Genomic DNA, 21,480 nt, shown 5'->3' on the forward strand with positions numbered 1-21,480 from the left:
CCAAACGCCAGATCAGGAAGTTGAGCCAATCACACCTTCGACCAGGTAATCCATGCTTTCCAAAGCGATATCATCTTCGGCAAAAGCTGCACCTTCCGCTGCAATGACCTTGCCCGTGTTGTCCAGCAAAGGACCACGGATTGCAGCAAAACCACCTGCCATGATATCGGCTTTCGTGGACTCAAATTGCGCGCGCGATGCATCAGACACAGAAGGCCCAAGCGGTGACATCTTGATAAAGCCATCCGCCAATCCCCCGCGTACAAAATTGTCAATTGAGCCGCCTTCCTGCACGGTTTTGACCATGCTCGTGTAGACCCCGGCCCAGTTCCATTCCGCACCGGTGAGATATTTCTCCGGTGCCAGCGGAGATTGATCGGCATGATAGCCGCACACAAAGCAATCGCGTCCTGCGGCCGTTTCCATCACCACCTTGGGCCCATCCACATGACAGGTGATCACATCACAGCCCGCATCGGCCAACGCATTCGTGGCTTCAGCCTCTTTGACTGCCAGTGACCATTCGCCGGTGAAAATGACCTGACAGGTGATTTCAGGATCAACCTGCCGCGCGCCCAACAGGAAGGAATTGATGTTCAACAGCACCTGCGGGATCGGTTTGGCCGCCACAAAACCGATCTTCTTTGTCTTTGTCGCATGACCCGCCGTGATCCCGTTCAGATACTGCCCCATGCCGATGTATCCGAAATAAGATCCAACGTTCGTGGGCATCCCTTCACTCCAGAGGCCAGCGGCATGTTGAAAGCGTATATCTGGGTATTTCGGCGCAGTTTCAAGCACATGCGGATTGAAATACCCAAACGACGTTGGAAAAAGCAGCTTCGCTTCATCGAAGTTGATCATTGATTCCATTGATTTTTGGACGTCTATTGTTTCGGCAACGTTTTCCTCTTCGACCACTGTTACGCCCTCCATGGCCTTTACCGCGGCCGCACCTTCGGCATGGGCTTGGTTGTACCCAAAGTCATCTTTCGGACCGACATAGATAAAACCGACGGTCAGTGGTGCGTGGGATGCGGCATATGTGAGTTTTGGCAGGGCTGCAGTCCCTACGGCCGCAGCGGTTGCTTTAAGAAAGGTCCGGCGAGGCAAAAATGAAATTGGCATAGAAAAGCTCCTTAAACTCCAGAACAGAGCCGGTAGGGCTCGATCAGCTATTGCGTTGTCCAAAGAATGTCTGGTTTTAAGCGTTGCTGTCTTCTGCTAATATCGCAACGTTGTGATGCAAAAAATGCATCGTCTAAGAGTGCAAGACTGAGAGATCTCTTTGCATATTGGATTGCCTGCTTACCTGATCGCCAGCTTTTCAAGCGCAGCAACAAGCTGCTGGCCAAATTTGGCCGAGGCAACGGGCAAAGCACGTCCTTTCATCTGACCAAGCAACAATTGACCTGATGGCACGTCACGCTCAGCCAGTGGACGATGCGCGATGGCACCTTGTTTCTGCGGATTCAAGCCAATTGGGATCTGAAATCCTACGGCATCTTCTTGCGTGACATGATGACGTATGAGTTCGAAGGATTCCGTTTCCACCGTTGGGGTCAGAGTGCGTCCGATCCGGGTAGCCCCCAGCTCCAGCAAATGCCGCACCCCATAGGCGCGTGTGGGCAAGACCAGCCTGTGTGTAAGGCAATCCCGCAACCTCAGCATTGGTTTTTGCGCAAGCGGCCCATCATGCCGGAAAACGGCGTGAACCGTTTGCGGCAGAGCATGAAGCACATCGAATTCCACGAGGTGCACCGGCTCAAAGACCAGCGCCAGATCACTGCTGTAGGACGCCAGATCTCGCTCTGCTTGCGCACGATCCCGCACATTCACCGAAAAAGTCACCCCAGGATGTGCTGCGCGGTAAATCGCAATCTGTTCAGGCAGAAAATAGGGCAGCAGAGCCTGCGAGCAGGCAATCGAGATGTGCCCGCGCCGCTCGCCCGACAAATCAGCAACCTGTGACTGGACGCGGGCCAGATCGGTGCGTTGCAAGCGAATATGCTGCATAAGTACTTCACCCGCCGGATTAAGGCGCATGCCACGCGGCAGACGCTCAAAGATGGGCCACCCGAATTCTTGCTCGAAATTCTGGATACGGCGATTGAGAGCAGATGCGGTCAGATTTGTGTCCTCCGCGGCCTTGCGAATAGAACCCGCACGCACCACGGCCTCAATCAAATCAAACGTCATTAAGTATCTCATAAAATGTCTCTTTTCGCCTATCGCTGCAAAAATTGCAGCGATTATGTGCTTTTATAGCATTAGAATCGAACACTATTCCATCGCAACCTAAATCCAAACGCGAATCCAATGCGGCGTATCCAACAGCGAGAAAATCATGATGAACACCACTTCCCGAAGAAACTTCCTTAAAATGAGTGCTGCAGGGGCCTCCATTCTGCCGTTCCTGCGGGCAATGCCTGCTGCTGCGCAGGGCTCTGACACGCTTGTCGTGGTAACTGGGGCAACCATCAACAGCCTCGATTTGCACCGAACCGGCACCAGTCGGGCATCCTATCAGGTAGGCATAAACTGTTATGATCGGCTTTTGACTTTCGGCACAAAAGAAGCGCCGGGCGGTGGGTTGTCCTATGATTACACCGATGTACAGCCGGAGCTCGCCGAAAGCTGGACAGAATCCGAAGATGGGCTGACCCTGACGTTCAAACTGAAATCCAATGCAACCTTCTGGGACGGGCGCAAGGTGACAGCGGCCGATGTGAAATGGTCGTTTGATCGTGCAGTCTCGGTTGGCGGCTTCCCGACTGTACAGATGAAAGCGGGCGGTCTGGAACGCCCTGAGCAATTCATCGCAGAGGATGATGAGACTTTTATCATAAAGCTGGACCGTGCATCCAAGCTGACCATTCCGGATCTGGCCGTGCCTGTGCCCTATGTCATCAATTCAGTTGAAGCTTTGGCGAACGCCACCGAAGAAGATCCTTGGGCTTTGGACTATCTGCACCTGACACCAGCTGGATCGGGCGCGTATAAAGTGGCCCGCTGGACGGCAGGAGAGCAGCTTGTCTACGAGCGCAACGACGACTGGGTCGGTGGGCCTTTGCCAGCCACTAAACGGGTGATCATTCGCGAAGTGCCCAGCCCCGCAACGCGACGCGCGCTGATTGAACGCGGCGATGTGCAAGTGGCATTCGACATTCCGGACAAAGATGCTGCGGAACTTGCCGAAACACTGGATGTTTTCTCCACGCCGGTCGAGAACTGCATTCACTGTTTGTGCCCGAACTTTGCATTTGAACCGTTTCAGGATGCCGATGTGCGCAAAGCCATTGCCTATGCAATCCCCTATGAGGACATCTTCAAGGCGGCTGCGTTTGAGCGCGGATTACCCATGTGGGGTGGCGAGGAAGAGATCAACGACATCGCCTGGCCGCGCAAGACACAGTATTACACCGATCTGGACAAGGCTCGCGAGCACATGGCCAAATCAGGATACGCAAATGGGTTTGAAGTGCCGCTATCGATCAGCCTCGATCTGGCGTCATGGATGGAACCCACAGCACTTCTGGTTCAAGAAGCCTTGGGAAAAATCGGAATCACAGTGGAGATTGAAAAGATCCCCGGGGCCAACTGGCGCACCGCTGTTCTGGTCGAAAAACGCCTGCCGTTGCACCTTGAGAATTTCGGCGGCTGGCTGAACACGCCAGATTATTATTTCTTCTGGGCTTATCAGGACGGGCATCTGTTCAATTCCTCCAACTACCGTAACGAGGAGATCGAGGAACTTGTAAACGCCACGCTGCACATGCCAATGGACGATCCGGAATACGCGCCAAAGATCAAACGCATGTTCGAGATCGCGCTGGATGAATTGCCGCGCATTCCGCTTTATCAGCCCGCCCTCAATGTGGCGACGAATGGAGCAGAAGGATATGAGTTCTGGTTCCATAGACAGTTGGATGTGCGCGTTCTGAAGTCCGTATAAAGGTGCTCACCGACTACCCCCGGCTGCGCGCGATCCTGTTGCGCGTGGCTCAAGCAATCCCCGTGGTGATCGGCGTCGTTGTCATAAGCTTTTTGCTGACACGCGCCCTACCGGGTGATCCAGCGGTGTACTTTGCCGGGGTGGCCGCCGATGAAGCATCTATTGAACAGGTTCGTATCACATTGGGCCTGGACAAATCGATGGCTCAGCAATTCGTCATTTACGTCGGAAACCTGCTACAAGGCGACTTGGGTCAATCGTTGTCCAGCGGCAGACCGGTGGCGACCGATCTGGCAAACCGATTGCCCGCCTCTTTGGAATTGACCCTGACCGCCTTGCTTTTGGCCGTTGTCATTGCTGTTCCGCTGGGCGTACTCGCCGCCACACGCCCCGGCACTTGGGTGGATCATGTATGCCGGGTTCTGGTGACTGCGGGGGTATCGCTGCCAACGTTTTTTACCGGGATCCTTTTGATTTATATATTTTATTACCTTCTGGGCATAGCCCCGTCACCCTTGGGTCGGTTGGATTTTATCTATCTGGATCCGGATCATGTGACCGGCTTTTACCTGATAGACGCAGCCCTTATGGGCGATTGGGAAACCTGGCGCGGCGCGGCGAAACAGCTGATACTGCCCGCCTCTACCTTGGCCCTGTTCACGCTGGCGCCCATTGCACGGATGACGCGGGCTGCGATGCTCACGGCGCTGTCCTCTGATTTCATCCGGACTGCCCGCGCCGCCGGATTGTCCAGCAGTTTGGTTCTTTACCGCTATGCATTTCGCAACGCACTGCTGCCGGTTGTGACCACCTTGGGAATGGTCTTTTCCTTTGCCCTTGGCGCGAATGTTCTGGTGGAAAAGGTTTTCGCCTGGCCCGGTATCGGATCTTATGCGGTCGAGGCACTTGTGGTCTCTGATTATGCTGCTGTTCAAGGGTTTGTGTTGGCCATGGCTCTACTATTTGTGGCACTTAACTTATTGATTGATCTGCTTTATACGGCGATTGACCCTCGCATCGGGTTTTCGTCCAAATGACAGATATGCTCCAAAAGCCGTCTACTACTGCGGAAGGCAATTTTGCTCATATCCTATATGTTTTGAGGGCCAATCCTGTCACTTTGGTGGCATTCGGCATGTTTGCATTTCTGATCCTGTCGGCGATCTTTGGCCCGGCACTGGTGCCTTATGATCCTTTGGCAACAAACGCGGCAACGGCCCTGCAGCCACCCTCATCAGCGCATTGGTTCGGCACCGATCAAGTTGGGCGCGATGTCTTCAGCCGCGTAATCGTGGCAACCCGGCTGGATTTGTCGATTTCGGTTGCAGCAGTGGCTTTGTCCTTTGTCGTCGGCTCCATTCTGGGATGTGTCGCAGGGTATTGGGGCGGCTGGCCCGACATCATTCTGAACCGGTTTCTCGATACGATCATGGCCTTTCCGCTCTTCGTCCTGGCCATGGGTATCGTGGCCGCTTTGGGCAATACGATTGAGAACATCATTTATGCCACCGCGATCATCAATATGCCATTTTATGCCCGTCTGGTGCGCGCCGAGGTCAACATCCGGCGCGATGCGGGGTTCGTGCGCGCCGCCAAACTGGCCGGAAATTCGGATCTGCGCGTGTTGGCGACGCAAATTTTTCCAAACGCTTTGCCGCCGATGATGGTCCAGGTCTCGCTCAATCTTGGTTGGGCGATCCTCAATGCCGCAGGGCTGTCGTTTATCGGGCTGGGCGTCAGCCCACCCACTGCCGAATGGGGTATCATGGTTGCCGAAGGCGCCAACTTCATAGTCTCCGGAGAATGGTGGCTGGCCGTATTTCCCGGGCTGTGGCTTATGTTTGCGGTGTTCACATTTAACCTTTTGGGCGACGGGCTGCGCGACATTGTCGACCCGCGCAAAAGGACGTAGCCGCAATGCTTAGCGTCAAAGATCTCTGCGTAAAATTCCAAACCCGGCGTGGCGCAGTAGACGCGGTGCGTGGCATAAGTTTCGAAGTATCCAAAGGCGAGATTCTCGGGATTGTCGGAGAAAGCGGGTCAGGCAAATCGGTCACATCTTATGCCTTGATGCGTATTCTTGATGCGGGCGGCACAATTACAGCAGGCGAAGCCGTCTATTCCGGTGTTGATTTGCGCCGCGCCGCAGAGCGTGACATGCGCAACATTCGCGGGCGCGAAATTTCGATGATTTTTCAGAACCCGCGCGCGGCGCTTAACCCGATCCGCAAGGTGGGGCATCAAATCGAGGACGTGTTGCGCCAGCATGCCCGCGCGACACGCTACGACGCCCGCATCAAGGCTGTTGAAGCGTTGAAGGCCGTTCGGATCAATGATCCCGAATCGCGCTATGATGCCTATCCTTTTGAGCTTTCAGGGGGCATGTGTCAGCGGATCGTCTGCGCGCTGGCACTGGCTTGTGATCCACGCCTTTTGATTGCAGATGAACCGACCACGGGGCTCGATATCACGACTCAAAAGGCAGTCATGGATCTTGTGCGCGACCTGATCCGGGCGCGTGACATGAGCAGTATACTGATCACCCATGACCTTGGGCTTGCTGCGCAGTATTGTGATCGCATTCTGGTAATGAAGGATGGGGTGATCGTGGAACAAGGCGATCCCGTGCAGATTTTCAGTGAACCTCAGCATCCATATAGTCGCAAGTTGGTGGATGCCACGCCGCGGATAGGCGCGAGCGTGCGCAGCCTGCTGCCCCCCGAGGATCGCGCCAGCGAACTGGTGGTAGAAGTAAGCGATCAGCCACTGTTGCAGGTGCGCAATCTGGTGAAGACCTATGCTGGAAAGTCGGGGCCGGTACAGGCGGTCAAAGGCATTTCTTTCACCATCAATCGGGGCCAATGTGTGGGGTTGGTCGGCGAAAGCGGATGTGGTAAATCCACCACTTCCGAAATTCTGGTGCGGTTGCTGGACGCAACAGATGGAGAGATCCTGTTCGAAGGCCAGGACATTGGTGCAACCGCGGCGCGTCGCTTTGCCAGCGATGCGATGCGCGCGAACATCCAGATGGTATTTCAGGACGCCACAGACAGTTTGAACCCGCGCCATACTGCGCGCCAAACCATTGCGGAGCCTCTGCGACGGCTGGGACATATGAGCGGCGCGGCGTTGGCCGCGCGCATAGAGGATCTGGCGCAATTGGTCGGGCTGCCCTTGCCACTGCTGGAGCGGTTTCCACATCAATTGTCGGGCGGTCAGAAAGCGCGGGTTGGCATTGCCCGTGCTGTTGCGCTCAATCCAAAGTTCCTGATTCTGGATGAGCCCACGGCGGCGCTGGATGTCTCCATTCAGGCTGTTGTATTGAATCTATTGGTAGATTTACGCGCGAAACTGAACCTAAGTTATCTTTTTGTCAGTCATGATCTGCATGTTGTCCGCTTGTTATGTGACCATGTGATCGTCATGAAAGACGGTCAGATCGTCGAACAGGGCAGCGCAGAGAACGTCATGTCCAACCCGCAAAGCGCTTACACAAAATCCCTGATCGCAGCGGCACCCAAACCGCCACAACGCCGTCAGGCCAGCTGATCCACAATTCGGAGACTCCAAAATGCTCAGCAAACTGCCCTTTACCATGAGCGCCCTGCGGGCCGCCTATGCTGCCGGAACACGCCCGGCAGACGTCATTGACGAGCTCTTTGCACGACTTGACGCAGTCGGCGATCCGGGCATTTTCATTCATCTGCGCGACAGGGATGGGTTGCGGGCTGAGGCGGAAGCGTTGGGCGATTTTGATGGGGACAAACCGCTCTGGGGCATCCCCTTTGCTGCCAAGGACAATATCGACGTGGCGGGGATTGAAACCACAGCCGGCTGCCCCGCCTATGCCTATACCCCTGAGAAAGACGCCTTTGTGATTGCTAAACTGCGCGACGCGGGAGCGATTATGATCGGGAAGACAAACCTTGATCAATTCGCGACCGGTCTGGTGGGTGTGCGGACGCCCTACGGTGCGCCACTCAACGCTGTCGATCCCGAGATCGTGCCGGGGGGATCATCCGGTGGGTCGGGTGTCATCGTCGGGCATGGAATCGTGTCGTTTTCGTTGGGCACGGATACTGCCGGATCAGGCCGGGTACCCGCCGCGCTGAACAATATCGTGGGGCTCAAGCCAACGCTGGGCGCCCTTTCAGCCAGCGGTGTTGTGCCAGCCTGTCGCACGCTGGATACGGTGTCGATCTTTGCCCTGACCGTGGATGACGCCTATGCCGCCTTCGCGGTGGCTCGCGGATTTGATCCAGCCGATGCCTACAGTAAACCCTTGCAACATGCGGCGCTGTCAGAGCCGGAAATGCCCCTGCGGATCGGGGTGCCGGATGCCGCCTCCATCGAATTTTTCGGGGATGAAGTGCAAAGGGCAGCCTTTGAACGGGATATCGCGATTCTGTGCGCAAACGGGGCGGTTATTGAACCCATCGACTTTGAGCCACTCCACGCCATAGCGCGCATGCTCTATGAGGGCGCATGGGTGGCCGAGCGTTACACGGTCATTGACGATCTGCTCCGCCGCGATCCGCAAGCCATTCATCCCGTGACACGCAAAATCATCACACACGCAGAAACCATGTCTGCCGCAGATGCATTCCGGGGTATCTATCGATTGGCAGATTTGAAACGTGCCGCAGAACCAATGTTGGAAGGCCTCGATATGCTCTGTGTGCCCACGATCCCAACGTTTTATTCGGTGGCTGATCTGGAGGCCGATCCCGTTGCACCCAATTCCAACAATGGCACCTACACAAATTTCGTGAACCTGCTCGACATGTGCGGTATCGCCGTTCCGACAGCGCCGCGCAGCGATGGCCGACCAGGCAGTGTCACCCTTTTGGCCGGCGCGGGAGGTGACGCGTTGGTGGCTTCCGTTGCACGCGAATTCGAAGTTGACTGCACGCGCAATTTGGGGGCCACGACGCATCCAGTGACAACACCCGCTCCGTTGCCTGCAGCAGCATCCGACCACATTGATCTCGCTGTTTGCGGTGCGCATATGCGCGAACTGCCGCTCAATTGGCAGTTGACCGATCTGGGCGCACGGTTTGAGCGCGCCACGCGCTCTTCGCCGGATTATAAATTCTACGCGCTGGCCGGTGGGCCGCCTGCCAGACCCGGCCTGATATACGCCGAAGGGCCCGGTTCCGGATCCATCGCACTGGAAATCTGGTCGGTGCCCAAAACTGAACTTGGCACGTTTCTGGCGGGGATCCCGGCCCCGCTCGGCATTGGAACCATTGTGCTTGAAGATGGATCAACTGTGAAAGGCTTCCTATGTGAAACGCGAGGCATAAAAGGTGCCAAAGACATTACAGCCCTTGGCGACTGGCGCAGCTTCCTTGCCCGTGAAAGCACGCTGGCATGACATCACACGCCGAAGAACGTCTGTTTGAGTTGGGTTTCGAGTTACCTTCCGACTGGACACCGCGCGGGCAGTTTTTACCGTTTCGAAAGGATGGACTTATTGTCTATCTCTCCGGCCAGATCTGCGAATGGGCGGGAGAGGTCACACATATCGGCCCTGTCACCGATACCCCGGAAGCCCTTGAAACTGCTCGAACAGCGGCGCAGATTTGCGCGCTGAACCTGCTTTATCGGCTCCGCGAGGCCTGCGAGGGAGATCTGGATCGAGTAGATGTTGTCCTGCGACTTGGCGGGTTCGTGAATTGTGGCTCCGGGTTTCCGCACAGTCCTGCGGTAATCAACGGTGCCACTGAAGTTTTCATCGCGGCTTTTGGCGATCAGGGATGGCACGCTCGCACGGCAGTTGGTGTGTCCGGACTGCCGGGCAACGCCTCAGTCGAGGTAGATGCAATCGTCCGCCTCAAAAGCTGACTACCCGGTTGGCAGTTTTGGTGCGGGCAAATCTGGGGCACAAGCCTCAAGCATTCCAGCGAACGCTAAGAGCCATGCATCCTGTCCCGGATGCGCCGCCAGCATTACCGATCTGGGCCGCCCCAATCCATCCAATCCCCAAGGCAGACACACAAGCGGGCCGCCAAAAACCGTCCAGGGCGTTAACCAGTCCTGATAGCCAGTCGTGCCATCCATAAGGGGCGGACCCTCGGGTACCGGCAAGGTGATCACAACATCAATCTCCGACATACCTGTCCAGAAGGCGGTCTTTTCCTGCGCCAAAAGCTGTTTGGCCGCCACCAAAGCATCACGCGAAACCGACATCCCCGCCCGAAGCCCTGCCGCAAATTTTTGTTTCAGCATTTTCGCCCGCACCCCCCGTAACATACCAGCATGGGCGGTGGCGGCTTCCGAAGTCATGACCACCCGGTGCGCATCTACAATCGCGTCAACATCTGCTTCAAGCGGATGCGCGGTGAGATGAACCCCGGATCCAGTTGCCGCCAGTTCAGCGTCGCGCAACGCCGCTATGGCATCCTGCTGTGGTGCGACATCGGTTTTCCACAACCCGCTTGTCGCGGTCACTCGCGCCTTTTCGAGGTTACCAGAATTGGCGCACTCAGGTGACATCGCCTCAAATGCGATCTGCGCCTTTTCCACAGACCCGGCAATAATGCCGACCGCGTCAAAACTGTGCGCCAAGGGTGTCACACCTTCCATCGATAAAACACCTGCTGAAGGTTTGAACCCGACTGCGCCGCAATAGGCGGCCGGACGGCAAAGCGACCCGGCCGTTTGCGTTCCAAGCGCGATATCAACCAGACCGGCGGCCACGGCGGCACCTGAGCCACTGCTGGAACCTCCGGGTGAACGGCGCAGATCATGGGGATTGCGGCAAGGTGTCGGGTCAGTGAAAGCGAATTCAGTCGTGGTCGTCTTGCCAACAATACTTGCACCTGCAGCGCGCAAGGCCGCAACCACAGGAGCGTCACAACTCGCGGGTTTTGCATCCAGGCAAGCGTCGCTCCCGTTGCGGGTGGGCAGTCCCGCAACATCAATGATATCCTTGATCCCGACTGTCAGACCCGCAAGCGGGCCCGAATGCATGTCGGCCCCCTCTTCGTTTACATCCATGACTGTAACAAACGCATGGATATGAGGATCCCATTGATTGATCCTTTGCTTGGCCTGCGCAAGCGGACCGGCGTTCATGTCTGATTTTGTCAGCATTGTGCAGCGATATTTTTTGTCACGCCGATCAGATGATCCCGCGAAACCAACGCTTCCAGTTCCACCGGCGCATGTTTTGCCGCGTTCGCTGGTGGTTCTGGCAAGACCAGATACCGCATATCCGCATTGCCGTCATGAACAATCAGTTGCATGTCCTTTGGTAGCTCAATTCTAAATTCAGAAAGCACACGGTGTGGCTTACGTACGGAGCGTGCGCGATACGCCTTGGAATTATAGCATGATGGGGGCTGCCCGAGTATCGACCGAGGATAGCAGGAACATAACGTGCAGGTGATTGAATTATGCAGGGTCGGCGCGTTTTCAACGACGATGATCCGTGCCTCCGTGACCGGGATATCAAGCGCTTGCACTGCCGCACGGCCGTCTTTGTGAAGGCGCTGTTTATAGTTGGGATCGGTCCAGGCCTTCGCAACCACCCGGGCCCCCAGACGGATGCCCGGGCTTTCCAGCTTTTCAATTGCCGACGTCACCTCTCGCGCGGTCAAGAGACCCTTTTTTGAAAGGAACTCCTGCAAGCCATCCACAATGATTTGTGCCTCGATGTTCCCGGCTTCATCTTCCACAGTCAGAGCTTCATGCTGCTTGTGGGTGTGATCATGGGGCATGTGGGACCTCCTCTGCGGGTGGCAACCGCTGATCGTAGATTTCTAGGACAGGCCGATCTCGTCTCGGGTGCACATCGTCTGGCCAAAGTTGGGTTTGAGCAAATGTAACGCGATAAAGACCAATGGCCTGTCCCGCGGTATTGCCAACGGCAAGCTCTTCCGGGTGCAAATAGGTTCCGCAGCATTCTTCGATACGTCCCACCTGTGTGCGGGTGTAATAAGGAATGCGAACATGTCCTGCCTTTTCGAGTTCAAGCCCTCGCACCGGGTCTCCGGGCGAAAAACGTGTCATTGACCGTTGTCGGGATCGGACCACCGCGCGTGAGTCGCGCCGTCGAAATCTCGTCCCGAGACGATCCCTTTTTCAGTCAGGGTATACGTCATTGCTTCCAGCCGACGCCTGTAAAAGGACAAGCTGTTGTATTTTTTAAGGCCAAAGCTTTCAAAACCACGCTGGACTTCATCCGGAGAAACAATTCTGCCCGTGCAATCGCCCAATAGAGTCCTGATGGCCTCAACCTGTTTTTCCCGGTGCATCCAGAGCAGTTCGACCATTGGGATGTCGCCCGCCTGATCTCCGCCGACGTCATGATACCTTTGGATCCCTTTTCGTTCGACATTCAAACCCTCTCCATACCCAGAGGATGGTAGCGCCATGCTCAAAGTGCCACTGTTATTTTTGCAGCAAACTGATGCGAATTTTGCCACAACCTTCAAAGGTCACAGGACGTCGGAAGGTTCCCGACCCGGACAGCGTAAGTTGAACACCGAATTGATGTGGAACTTTTTTTCGGATTTCCTGCAGAGGTTAGGATGTCAACTTTACCAGCGTTGCCCGAAAAAGCCACAATTTCAAGCAGTTGAGGCGCGCATCGATCAGAGCACTAAGACCCATGCACCGCGCGTATCAGCGCAACCCAATGTGGCATCAATGTCTTATCTCAAAATACCTGGCTCGCTTGAAAAGAACAGGGGGCGCGCAGACGCAAAAACCCGCTGGGTCGAGGCCACGTTCGACGCCCAGACGACACATCAACCGGAACCAAGTCGCGCGGGCGGCATGGATCACCGGGAGGGCTCACTTTTTCAGATGTTTTCAATCGCGGCACGCAGATGCAAGGTACCACACTACTTCACAACAGAAAATCACTGGCAATATAATCCGACGCCGAGATGTTGGGGCCGTCTTTGATCGCGATGGCAAAATCGATCTGATCATCGCCGTTTGTCAGTCCAAAAACCATGGTTGTGCCGCTGTCGTTTTCCAACCACAGAGCACCCGCACCCTGTAAAAGACCTGCAGATGTTGTGAGTTCTCCCAGAAAGTTGAAACTATCCTCTCCAGCCCGCCCAGCATTGGCGTCAATGCCCGATAAATTGATCCGGTCACCACCTGCCTGACCGACACCGTCCATCCCGTCAATGAGGTCCATGGCACCGAGGACGGACGCATTCTTGTTTGCAAATACAAAGACATCGCTGCCCGCTTGGCCGCGCAGCACATCCTGTCCAAGCCCCCCCTCAAGCAAGTCGTCCCCTCCCCCGCCAACAAGCTTGTCGTTGCCAGAGCCGCCCAAGAGGGTGTCAGCCCCGTCGCCTGCCCGCAGAGTATCATCACCCGCCTCGCCCCGCAGGAGATCATCGTCACCCCCGCCCTCCAGCAGGTCATCACCCGTTCCGCCGTGAATGAGATCTTTGCCCCCGGCACCAAAAAGCAGATCCGCACCAGATCCTCCGAAAAGAATATCATCCCCGGCGCCCCCTCGCAGTGTGTCGTTGCCCTCTCCGCCGCGCAGCATGTCATTATCACTGTCGCCCAAAAGCACGTCATCGCCGCCGTCCCCAAAGAGGCGATCCTGTCCGGTGGAGCCCGTCAGGTTATCCGCTCCGCTGCCGCCGTAAAGCGTGTCATCTCCGCTGCCGCCGTTCAGCGTGTCAACGCCGTCGGCACCGCGCAGCGTATCATCGTCCGCCTCGCCGCGCAGGATATCGTTGCCTGCGCCACCTTCAACCACATCGCGACCCGATCCTGCATCGACGATATCATTTCCGCCTTCACCATAGATGGTGTCATTGCCGGCACCGCCCCCCAGCGTGTCATTGCCACTCTGGCCACGAATGGTATCGTCTCCGTCTCCGCCCCAGATGGCGTCGTTTCCGTCCCCTCCGTAGAGTTCGTCATCTCCTGCTTCGCCGTCCAGTCGGTCGCCACCCGCACCACCGAGCACAATATCGTTTCCGTCACCCGCATGGATCTCGTCGTTCCCCTCGCCAGCCCGGACGGTATCATCGCCAGCACCACCATAAATCAAATCACGCCCGGCATCGCCGCTGATTTCATCCGCGCCCGATCCGCCCAGAATCCTGTCATCGCCCCAGCCACCGCCAATCACATCATCGCCACCACCGCCTTCCAGCCGGTCGGCTCCTGCCGAACCCCAGATCCTGTCGTGTCCGCCACCACCTTCGATTTTGTCGTTTCCGCCTTCGCCGTAGGCGATATCATCGCCCTCACCGAGGATGATCGTATCTGCGCCGCCGCCGCCATAAACCAAATCGTCACCGGCATAACCTCTGACCGTATCGTTTCCTTCTCCCGCCCAAATCTTATCGTCGCCATGAGCTGCAACTACGAAATCATCCCCATACCCCGCATAAATCAGGTCATCGCCCTGTCCAGAATTGATCGTATCAGACCCTTGGTACGCCATGATCCTGTCATCTCCAGACAGACTCCACAGACGATCATTGCCTGCAGTACCGTGGAGCAGGTCATGGCCATTTCTACTCCATAGGTCCGTCTGATCGCTCGGCGCCACGCGCTTGACTTCGAGCCCCGCCGTCTGATTGTTCGCAAGCAGAACGTTCGAGTTTTCCCAAATCGCCCTGCCGGAACCGGTGATAACGTTGTCGGTTATAGAAATGTCCTCGGAAAAACCGTCGATGTTCGCAACACGTATGCCGTCAGAACCTGCATCTTCGATCACGTTCGACCGTATACTGACGCGCTCAATTGCTCCTGCACCGCTGTCATCGACATGCCGATATAGCAGAATACCAAATTCCGTAACGTTTGATATCTGATTGTTGATGACATCGATGTCAAAAAGATTGGGATTTTCAGGATCTCGTCTGGACTCCCGCGCGATGACGATCCCACTGTTGGCGTCGCGAATTTCATTGCCCTCGACAACAATGTTGTCAATCGTGCGGCTACCGGCATCAATGTATATACCGTGAAGCTCGACATTGTGGATCGTATTGTCGGCAATCCGCCCGTTCTTGGCACCCGCCTTCACGTCAATACCGTATTGGTCGGTATTGTGGACATGGTTGTTTTCAATCACGAAACCGTCAACGCCGGCGCCAACCGCGATAGCTTCGTTCACGCCGTTTGGCGTATTGGTATTCGTGACTTCGTTGCCTCGAATAACAACGTCCTGCAAATAGTAGGTGTCCAGCGCCGCGAGGCCCGCCATGTCGACCCCATTGATGTGAATGCCCGAATTACCCGTCGTATCTACAAGATTGTTTTCAAAAGTGATGTCGCGGCTTATCGCGTCCGAGCCTTCGACGTAAAAGCCGATGTTCGGTGCATTCTTAAGATGAAACCCCGAAACCGAAACATGGCTTTGACCTGAAATACTGATCAACGCGTTGCCAGTGGCATCTTGTCCATCAATCAAAACGTCCCGTTTGCCCGACAGAGATTCAATCCGGATCGGATTGTCGGCAGTACCTGATTTGTTGACCTCAAAAGGGCGATATGTACCGGCCTCGATTTGAATGGTATCGCCCGCGCCTGCATATGCCAGCGCCGCGGGAATTGTAGTGAAAGTCGCATCGTGATCTGCAGATGCGGTCCCATCTTTGGACACCAATAAAGACCTACCTTGCGCCATTTTTTTCTGCTCCGTCCTGAAAAGAAGAGGAATAACTTTACACTTATTCCCGTATTACGAGTATTCATTTGCGCGTTTAGATGCATTCCAGACAGGTTTCAAACCAGTCAGGCGTGGGATCCTGAAAAATGCGCGGAACACCGCAGATCAGGGCCGTATCAGCACGTCGAAAATCTTGTAAAGACCGCGCCAGATTTTGCCAATTTCCATGAATTAGATGAATTTTTCATTTGTGATCAGTTATTTAAACTCACTCATGTGCTCAGCAGATTACTCTGACTTCGCAGACACACCGTTTTGGTTCGGCGGTTGGCAGCGCTCAAAAAAAATGCACTTGGGCGTAGCGAGCCGGTTCCCATATCTCATTTACAGGCCCCGACTGGACCAGATCCGTTTGGAATGCCGGGAAGGTTCCGACGATAAGAAAGATCACATTGAAAAGTGCACTCAAGCGACGGCGTTTTAGCAGATTTCTTATGCCGTCGGGATCACTAGTGTAAAACCGTTGCCTGCCAAAACTTTAGTCCTTAGCGGACCCACCCTTGGTGTGGACAACTTTTCAAACGAACGGGAATGTGAAACCAAATACACCTAATTGGCGAATGACTTAGGCCCTTTTCCATGTATTGTAGTATCATCTTGTCCTTTGGGCATTTGGAAACAAGTTTTGACAAATGACATTTTTACAATCGGGCGCCATCCTCTGGTTTCCACTGCCGACGCGATGCCAAAACAGGTGATGTTGTTGGTTTGCCCGTGCCGCAGCGGCTCCACGATTATGCTGCGCGCATTTGGTCATGCCGGTGTCGCTGCGTTCTTCCAACCGATCAAAAACGCTCTCAGATGGGGGTTGCTAGGCGAGAGGCGCCCTTGGGAAGTCCCGTCTGAAATTGATCAGAAAACGGTATTCTTGAAAGAAACCTTCGGCCCCTTCCGCCTGGAAGAGACAACCTATGATCCGCTTGAGTGTTTGCTCGCCGTCGGCTTGCCCGCAGAGCGTATCAATTTGGTTGTCCTAATGCGCGATCCGGCTGCCGTTTGGTTATCTTGGCAAAAACACTGGTCCGCGCAAACCTCTCCGACGCTATTCGCGGATGCATGGCACGCGTGTCTCAAATGCGTCAAAACCGCCAGGGCTCACGGAGTGAGCGTGCAGTCTCTGCGCCATGCGCAATTTTCGGCTGAGCCATTGCTGGCAATGAGATCGCTTTTTGAAATGCTAAACTTGGATTTCCCTGCCGAAGCCCTGGATGATTGGATCGAAAAACAGGGATTTGGCGAGGCCGGCTCCGGCGTTTTTATGCCAGATGAACCAGATGTCTTCGTAACTCCGGGGGCCCATGATCCCGTGATTGCGGCACGTAGAATTCATCCGATTGCCTCAAACGGCTCTCTGGACGCAACAGATCGCATGTTACTGAAGCGTGCCGGTGCAATCGATGCCTATCACGCGCTGTCGCAGGAGCTTGCTGTCTGTGATCATATTCAAACTGTTCACGGCAAGGATTGTGTTGATGATGTATGCTGAGGCCGTCAAAAAACCGCAGGCGCAACATGGCAACATAAAGGTGGGATGTTTCCCAGGATGACAGAACGTATTGAACCTCCGGCGCAGTCCAAACCACATCAGGCAATCGAGATCATTGGTTGGTCCCTATGTCTGTTCGTGCCGTTTGGTGCGTTCTTCATGTTGCGCGATGCCGGTATGCCTTCTAACTCTGCTGTTTTTCTGGCGATTATTTCCCTTCCTCTGGTGATGTGGCCGTTCAGCCTGCTGCCAGATTTTGTACCCGGATTGCTCGCGGTCGTGATGATCCTACTGGTTGGTGCAGCCCCTCCGGAGATTGTGCTTAGCGGTTTTGCTTCTTATGGCTATCTGCTCATCATAGCCATTCTTGGCCTTGGTGCCCTTATTCGCACGTCCGGTCTGGTGAACCGGTGCGCCGCTCTGATGATTCAACGTTTGCCGGGAAATGTCATGGCCTATGCAGGCACGTTGTTTTTTGGCGGGCTTCTGTTAACGCCTTTTCTACCGTCACCCGCTGGCCGATTGGCTGTTGTCGCCCCCTTGGTGGCGCAATTGGAAGAACGCGTCGGCGGTCAAATCGGCAAGCGCGGCCGCTCGCTTATTTTCATGAGCGGGTTGGACGGGGTCACTCTGCTGACAGCTGCCTTTCTGACAGCAGCCCCAGTTAATCTGATTGTCTACTCAATGCTACCGCAACAGGAGCGGGTCGCCTTTCAATTCGTGGATTGGGTGATTGCGTCGTCCGTTGCCATCGGCGTGATGGTTGTGGGGTATGTGATGATTGTATTGCTGGTGGCTTTTGACGCCACCAAAATTCGCAAGTCCGAAACCGAAGGGATTGGCGAGACGACAAAACCGCTGTCGCGTCAGGAATTCCAGTCTTTGGCCAACAATCAGTCGATAGAAAATGACCAAACGTCCTCGTCCAAGGAGCAGGCTGGGCCCTTATCACAGCGGGAATGGGGCGCCATCAGTGGTATCGTGCTGCTTGGTATTGGCGTTCTGACAACGCCGATTCACCTGATCCCCGCGCCCGTGCTGGCCTTTCTGATCCTTGGATTGCTTTTCAGCGTGCAGATCATGCAAAAGTCGGACTTTGTTTCTGAGATTGATTGGTCGTTCATCTTCCTGCTTGGGGCCTTGGTTGGTTTCACCAACACGGCGGCGTTCTTGGGCCTGACCGACTTGCTGGTTTCCGAAATTTCCTGGCTGGGTGATATACTACGGCAGGATTTCGGAACCTTCGTCCTGATCCTTGCAGGTGTCATCGTGGCCGCGCGCATTGTTGTCCCGCAGACCGCCGTCACCCTGGTTCTTGTGACCGCTCTCTTGCCTCTTGCCGAGGCATCAGGCGTCTCTGCCTGGGTCGTTGGTTTTTCGATCTTGATGCTGAATGATGCATTGATATTTGATTTTCAGTCTCCGATGCATGTGGCCTACCGCAACGCTACGACGATTGGCCGGAATCCTGATCGCACCATTTCCCTCACCAGATTGACCATCCAACGCATCGCGATCTTGGGCCTGCGTATCGGTGCGATATATGTGTCGATCCCTTTTTGGAAAAGCATGGGGGTGCTCTGAGACATGGCGCGCATGCTGAGCATAGTTGTGATCCTGATACTCTTGGCGGGCGCTCTTTCTTACCATGCGGGCAAACCGAGAGTGTTGATTTTGCAGAGTTATGAACCCGACTATGCGTGGACTGCCGGCGTTATAGAGGGCCTGGAACGAGTCACACGCAGTTGGAGCGATGTGCACATCAACTCACATTTCATGTATACCAAGAAATTCTCCGACGAGGATTCATTGCGCCGCGCGGGTGTGCAGGCGCAGGGTGCGGTGGAGCGTTGGAAGCCCGACGTGGTCATCGCCATTGATAACCTGGCCCACGCGCTGGTGATGCAAGACTACACAGACCACCCAGAGATCAAAATTGTCTATGCTGGTATCAACGGGCCCGTTTCCTCTTTTGGCTACGACAGCGGCAAGAACGTAACCGGAATCCGGGAAAATCGTGCCATGGGCCCGGTGCGTGATGCGATAACTGCGCTCCAGTATCAGGGGGCTCCGCGTGCGCCGTGGGACGGCAGCAGGCCCATTCGGATCCGATACATCATGGATCGTTCCGCATCGGTATTGCTGGACAGGCCCAGTGTGGACGGCTTTGCTTGGGCACCGCTTGAATATACGGCCTCCGTCGCTGTCGATAATTTTCCCAACTGGCAGGACGAAGTTGCGCAAACCAAAGACATGGCCGACTTGATCATCGTGACCAACTACCGGCAACTTAAACGCTCTGATGAGGATCCTTCTTTCGTTCCTGCAAGCGAGGTAATGGCATGGACAGAAGCAAATGCCGGCGTCCCAGTTATCGGGATGAATGTTTTCAATACAGAAGACGGCGCAACATTTTCTGTTGGCGCATCTCCCATTGAGCAGGGTCAAATAGCGGCGGAAATTGCAGCAGCCATCATCAGTGGGCAGCCTCCGGCCGACATACCACCCCGCGACAACCTGCAATTCTTGGTCTCCATGTCTAAGGAGCGCTTAGCCCGCCACAATCTGGTTTTGCCGCAGGTCTATGAAGCGTTTTCCCGTGCCACGGATACGTTCCGGTAGCAGCCCAGCCGGTTCCATTTCGGTAAGGGCATCCAAGGTGGTGTCCGTCGTGTTTCGGTACAATGCCCGGGTTGGGAAGGCGGGCGTTGTGGTGATGCATGCAGCACAACAGCCCCAAAACGGGTTGACCTTTCGGAAGTGACAAGTCCAGATATCATAGAGGAGCGCATGCGCGCCAAATGCGACGTAAGGCTGATTTGAAGAATGGCAAAGCCGTTCCAGACGATCCCGCGCACCAGACGCCTGCATAGATATTGGAAGTGGATGTGCATCAGGCCGAGAATACCGTCTGAGGCTAATCCCATCCCGTGGTGCTTAGCGCAAGATCGCGACATCAAAATCGCGGAATCAGTAGTTTACTGCTACCCGGGTGTTGCCCATAACCGCCCACAATTAACGTCTATGGCTTTTATGACCCGTAGTGAAAGTCAATTTGAAATTTGACCAAGCCGTCAGTCTGCGCGCAGGGCGCCACGTCTTCACAAAAGCGCCGAGACGTCGATGACCGATCTGATTCTTAGTGTGCAAACAACAATCTGGAGATGTGGCCACGAAAACATGCATAGAACCCGGTGTCAGTCGACGCCACCTTGCGATATGCGTTTGGGACTCACCACGGCATATCGCAAATGGTTTTGTTTCAGAAAGAGCATTACACGCCGTGACCAGAGACCGCCTCTGATGTCAGGCAGGCGACAAGACGGATGCGGTCACATGCAGTCGGCGAGGGCGGTCGACAGATTGCGGATAAGCTGGGGATAATGTGCCATGCCCGGTTCGAGATCAGATCCAAGTGGATCAAGAATGCCCGTCCGAGCCTCTGTGCCAGCCAGCACAGCCTCAACGAGACCCGGATTGAATTGAGGCTCTGCCAACACGCAATCGATACCCTCTTCCGCAATACGAGCCTGAATTTCGGCAATGCGCGCCGGGCTTGGATCAGACGCATCGGCAATAGAGATTGCACCAGCTGCCGGGAAATCAAAGTCGGCTTCAAAGTACTGATAAGCGTCGTGAAAAACGATGAACTGCCCCCCACGAACCGTTTCCAGGGTCGCATGGACTTCGCTTATCAAGGCGTCGATCTCAGTACGGCCCGCCGCCGCATTGGCAAAGTATGCCCCTGCATTGTCGGGGTCGGCGGCAGAAAGTTGCCCTGCAATTACATTCAGCCATGTCATTGCATTTTTCGGTGCCAACCAAGCATGAGGATCATGAGCGCCGTGGTCATGTCCTTCATGCCCGGCGGTCGCCCCATCATGGTCGTCATGATCGTCATGCGCCTCGTCAGCGTGATCATCATGATGCTTGTGGCCGTCTTCATCCGCGTGTTTTGCGTGGTCTTCGTCGCTGTGATCATCATGATTATGCGCTTCAAAAAGCGCGTTCTCACGGAATTCTAGTTCGATCGTACCATCTGCCTCGAGCAAGGCAGTGACGATTGCATCTGACGCCAGAGTTTCCAGTGTATCGGTGAGCCAAGGCGTCAGATCGGGACCGATCCAAAACACAAGGTCTGCGTCTTGCAGCGCTGCCGCCTCGGAGGGACGCAGGCTGTATTCATGCGGGCTGGCACCCGACTGAACAATTAGATCGGGCATACCGACACCTTCCATTACCCTTGCAACCAATGAATGAACCGGGGCGATGTCAACGGCGACCCGTGGCGTTTCGGCGAAAGCGGTTCCCCCCATCAAAGCAGTCGTCAGCGAGAGGGCGAGAAGCGTTCTGGACATCGGGGTCTCCATG

Annotated in this window: 17 protein-coding genes; 9 read left to right on the forward strand and 8 right to left on the reverse strand. The window is 55.3% G+C overall.

Annotated features, from left to right (window positions below; genetic code table 11):
* Positions 1 to 12: 12 nt before the first annotated feature.
* Together R8G34_09815 and R8G34_09820 are read right to left on the reverse strand one after the other, a co-directional pair.
* Positions 13 to 1,128, reverse strand: a complete 1,116-nt coding sequence (locus tag R8G34_09815) for a BMP family ABC transporter substrate-binding protein (protein ID MDW3223165.1) — start codon at positions 1,126 to 1,128, stop codon at positions 13 to 15.
* 180 nt (positions 1,129 to 1,308) lie between these two features.
* On the reverse strand, positions 1,309 to 2,199 hold the full coding sequence (locus R8G34_09820) for a LysR family transcriptional regulator (GenBank protein ID MDW3223166.1): 891 nt from the start codon (positions 2,197 to 2,199) through the stop codon (positions 1,309 to 1,311).
* Positions 2,200 to 2,383: 184 nt separating this feature from the next.
* Here R8G34_09820 and R8G34_09825 point away from each other — a divergent pair, with 184 nt between their 5' ends.
* Genes R8G34_09825 through R8G34_09850 form a run of 6 tightly spaced genes read left to right on the forward strand, consistent with a single transcriptional unit; the run spans position 2,384 to position 9,802 of the window.
* Complete coding sequence (locus R8G34_09825; GenBank protein MDW3223167.1) at positions 2,384 to 3,955, forward strand: ABC transporter substrate-binding protein; 1,572 nt, start codon at positions 2,384 to 2,386, stop codon at positions 3,953 to 3,955.
* A gap of 2 nt (positions 3,956 to 3,957) precedes the next feature.
* Positions 3,958 to 4,992 carry an ABC transporter permease gene (locus R8G34_09830; protein ID MDW3223168.1) on the forward strand — a complete coding sequence of 345 codons (1,035 nt, stop codon included), beginning with the start codon at positions 3,958 to 3,960 and terminating at the stop codon, positions 4,990 to 4,992.
* Positions 4,993 to 4,997: 5 nt separating this feature from the next.
* Positions 4,998 to 5,867 (forward strand): ABC transporter permease, encoded by an 870-nt coding sequence (locus R8G34_09835; protein MDW3223169.1) that lies wholly within the window; start codon positions 4,998 to 5,000, stop codon positions 5,865 to 5,867.
* 5 nt (positions 5,868 to 5,872) lie between these two features.
* The gene (locus tag R8G34_09840; GenBank protein ID MDW3223170.1) at positions 5,873 to 7,504 is read left to right on the forward strand and encodes an ABC transporter ATP-binding protein; all 1,632 of its coding nucleotides are present in this window, start codon (positions 5,873 to 5,875) and stop codon (positions 7,502 to 7,504) included.
* A 22-nt stretch (positions 7,505 to 7,526) separates the two neighbouring features.
* The gene (gene atzF, locus R8G34_09845) at positions 7,527 to 9,332 is read left to right on the forward strand and encodes an allophanate hydrolase (GenBank protein MDW3223171.1); all 1,806 of its coding nucleotides are present in this window, start codon (positions 7,527 to 7,529) and stop codon (positions 9,330 to 9,332) included.
* On the forward strand, positions 9,329 to 9,802 hold the full coding sequence (locus tag R8G34_09850) for a RidA family protein (GenBank protein ID MDW3223172.1): 474 nt from the start codon (positions 9,329 to 9,331) through the stop codon (positions 9,800 to 9,802). Before atzF ends, R8G34_09850 begins: the two co-directional genes overlap by 4 nt.
* On the opposite strand, the gene R8G34_09855 is transcribed toward R8G34_09850, so the two are convergent.
* The 5 genes from R8G34_09855 to R8G34_09875 all read right to left on the reverse strand — a co-directional run bounded on the left by R8G34_09855 (position 9,803) and on the right by R8G34_09875 (position 15,581).
* Positions 9,803 to 11,053 (reverse strand): amidase, encoded by a 1,251-nt coding sequence (locus tag R8G34_09855; GenBank protein MDW3223173.1) that lies wholly within the window; start codon positions 11,051 to 11,053, stop codon positions 9,803 to 9,805.
* Positions 11,047 to 11,679: a nitrile hydratase subunit alpha gene (locus R8G34_09860; GenBank protein MDW3223174.1), complete on the reverse strand. Its 633-nt coding sequence runs from the start codon at positions 11,677 to 11,679 to the stop codon at positions 11,047 to 11,049. Before R8G34_09860 ends, R8G34_09855 begins: the two co-directional genes overlap by 7 nt.
* On the reverse strand, positions 11,669 to 11,971 hold the full coding sequence (locus R8G34_09865) for a nitrile hydratase subunit beta (protein MDW3223175.1): 303 nt from the start codon (positions 11,969 to 11,971) through the stop codon (positions 11,669 to 11,671). Before R8G34_09865 ends, R8G34_09860 begins: the two co-directional genes overlap by 11 nt.
* Complete coding sequence (locus R8G34_09870; GenBank protein ID MDW3223176.1) at positions 11,968 to 12,336, reverse strand: nitrile hydratase subunit beta; 369 nt, start codon at positions 12,334 to 12,336, stop codon at positions 11,968 to 11,970. Before R8G34_09870 ends, R8G34_09865 begins: the two co-directional genes overlap by 4 nt.
* A gap of 476 nt (positions 12,337 to 12,812) precedes the next feature.
* A complete protein-coding gene (locus R8G34_09875; protein MDW3223177.1) occupies positions 12,813 to 15,581 on the reverse strand; it encodes a right-handed parallel beta-helix repeat-containing protein in 2,769 nt (922 codons plus the stop codon).
* 667 nt (positions 15,582 to 16,248) lie between these two features.
* Between R8G34_09875 and R8G34_09880 the strand changes: the two genes are divergently transcribed.
* The 3 genes from R8G34_09880 to R8G34_09890 are packed head-to-tail and all read left to right on the forward strand — an operon-like array spanning position 16,249 to position 19,731.
* Positions 16,249 to 17,109, forward strand: a complete 861-nt coding sequence (locus R8G34_09880; GenBank protein ID MDW3223178.1) for a sulfotransferase family protein — start codon at positions 16,249 to 16,251, stop codon at positions 17,107 to 17,109.
* Positions 17,110 to 17,166: 57 nt separating this feature from the next.
* Positions 17,167 to 18,693: an SLC13 family permease gene (locus R8G34_09885; protein ID MDW3223179.1), complete on the forward strand. Its 1,527-nt coding sequence runs from the start codon at positions 17,167 to 17,169 to the stop codon at positions 18,691 to 18,693.
* A 12-nt stretch (positions 18,694 to 18,705) separates the two neighbouring features.
* Positions 18,706 to 19,731 carry an ABC transporter substrate binding protein gene (locus R8G34_09890; GenBank protein ID MDW3223180.1) on the forward strand — a complete coding sequence of 342 codons (1,026 nt, stop codon included), beginning with the start codon at positions 18,706 to 18,708 and terminating at the stop codon, positions 19,729 to 19,731.
* A gap of 710 nt (positions 19,732 to 20,441) precedes the next feature.
* Here the strand turns inward: R8G34_09890 and R8G34_09895 are convergent.
* Positions 20,442 to 21,467 (reverse strand): zinc ABC transporter substrate-binding protein, encoded by a 1,026-nt coding sequence (locus R8G34_09895; protein MDW3223181.1) that lies wholly within the window; start codon positions 21,465 to 21,467, stop codon positions 20,442 to 20,444.
* Between the last annotated feature and the right edge of the window lie 13 nt (positions 21,468 to 21,480).

The sequence above is a fragment of the Paracoccaceae bacterium genome, assembly GCA_033344815.1.
Classification (GTDB): domain Bacteria; phylum Pseudomonadota; class Alphaproteobacteria; order Rhodobacterales; family Rhodobacteraceae; genus Roseobacter.